Genomic DNA, 955 nt, shown 5'->3' on the forward strand with positions numbered 1-955 from the left:
TCCTCCATCAAAATCAGAGCACGGAATCCCTGGTCGTGCAATAGTTGTGATACCATTCTGATGTAACAATTCACTCATAGTGCTGAGACCTTTGAGATAGCTGTTTGGCCCAAGCAAGATGGGAGCCATCTTAGGGACTAGTGCAAGCCACCCTCCTTCAAAAAAATGACCTTTACTCCATTCTACCTGAGGGTTATCTTTAAAATCACTTTCCTTGATGCCTAATTTGGCAATCGCAGCATCATTTAAATAAATTTCGTGGAAAGACCGGTGTATGATTCCCACTGGTTGATTTCCAGCAATTTCATTGAGAAGGTCTCTTGAAAGTTCTCCATGCCAAAGTTGATGATAGCCCCAGATGAAATAGATTTGATCTGGGCTTGCGTTTGATCTTATAGATTCGCTAATTCTACTGCGATAAGCTTGCTCACCTTGGACACCTTCTTTAGTTCCAGAAGGTAATTTCCAATCGTAAGGAGCAATTATTTCGTTTTGAAGCATTATAGCAGCTAAAGAAGGATGCAAATGAGGCTCAATAAAACCTGGCAATAACGTCTTACCATCTAAGTCAAATTTGCCTGCATTTTTATACTTATTTTCAGCAGTCTTTAGATCTCCTTTGAAAATAATTTTTCCATTAGCTTCTACTATGGCTTCCAAATACTGTGGACTTTCTCCTTCCATCGTGATGATGTCTCCATTAAAATAGATTTTGGTCGATTCATCTGAAGCATTTGAGTCCTTACTTTTTTTCGAAGAGTCGTTGCACGAAGAAAAAATTATGGCACTAAGGATTAAAAATAAAAAGGTTAATTGTTTCATGCTTTTATAATGTTATAATTATTGCCAACGGTTTGGGTATGGTGCGTGTCCCGCAGGGCATGCACTATACCCGTTGTTAGCACACGTTTTTTTATTTTCGTTTTGAGTATGCATTTAATTTCCGAATAGGTTC

At 38.4% G+C, this 955-nt stretch carries 1 protein-coding gene; it reads right to left on the reverse strand.

The genetic code is table 11. From position 1 onward, the window contains the following. A partial coding sequence (locus tag OU788_RS12440) for an amidohydrolase family protein (RefSeq protein WP_274635455.1) occupies positions 1–822 on the reverse strand: 822 nt, incomplete at its 3' end. Positions 823–955 lie beyond the last annotated feature (133 nt).

It is taken from the genome of Tenacibaculum sp. L6, assembly GCF_028823685.1.
Taxonomy (GTDB): domain Bacteria; phylum Bacteroidota; class Bacteroidia; order Flavobacteriales; family Flavobacteriaceae; genus Polaribacter.